General features: G+C 50.1%; 2 protein-coding genes. One reads left to right on the top strand and one right to left on the bottom strand.

What is annotated here, in order from left to right; genetic code table 11:
* The coding region (locus WMO23_RS11395) for a hypothetical protein (protein WP_349174144.1) at positions 1-245 on the top strand (245 nt) is incomplete at its 5' end.
* A 61-nt stretch (positions 246-306) separates the two neighbouring features.
* Here the strand turns inward: WMO23_RS11395 and WMO23_RS11390 are convergent.
* Positions 307-779: hypothetical protein (locus WMO23_RS11390; protein WP_349174143.1), on the bottom strand; the 473-nt coding region annotated here is incomplete at its 5' end.

Genomic DNA, 779 nt, shown 5'->3' with positions numbered 1-779 from the left:
TTTGGTATAATGATGGTTTTTTACGAGTAACGAACCACGAACCACGAGCCACGGCTTTTTCCGAAGCGGCCTGCGAATCCCAATTATTGTCTCATATGGACACTGGCGGTTGTTCCTCCGATGGCGATGCCCTGCATGGGCCTGTGTTTCACGGCCGGGCATGGGCAACGCCCATTGCAGCCGCAGTCCGGATATGGCCTAATCGGCAGCAATACGGCACTGGCTCTCTGCAAGATGAAGATTAATTTCCTCTTATCGAGGTTCCTCAAAAATCGTAGTATCCGGTTCATAGCGCACTCCTTTCTGTTATTGAATTTTAGACATATACAGCGTAATGACGCCGTTTTTATCGAGTTTCATATAGGTCATATAGCCGTCTTTCCGTTCCAAATCTTTCTGACGGTCGGTCATGCAGTTAGAGATTTCCAACTGGTTCCGTTCGATGACTGCCAAACTGATTTCCGGGAAAAAGCTGCGGGCGAAGCGGATGAGTTCTTTAGATAAGTTCATCCCTTCGATGGGACGCCCTTCCAGTAAAGCCTGCCGCGTGTCTTTCAGCTGGTTGATATGGCGCTGGGGCACAGTCCGGGCTGGTCCGGCATGAAAAGCTTCGGGGCGGCGGTTTTCGCGAAGGATGGCATACCATTCATCCATGACTTCGGCAATGGACGGCTCATATTTACATCGTTTTAGCAAGCGATACAAAAGAGATTCCGCTTCCTTCGCCGTCATCGTTTCGGGCAGCATTTCTTCGAGCATCTTCAGCTTGTAGTCGTTGC

Source organism: Megasphaera intestinihominis (genome assembly GCF_040096415.1).
Taxonomy (GTDB): domain Bacteria; phylum Bacillota; class Negativicutes; order Veillonellales; family Megasphaeraceae; genus Megasphaera; species Megasphaera intestinihominis.
Note: the sequence above shows the minus strand (reverse complement) of the source record. Positions and strands in the feature narration are given on the sequence as shown.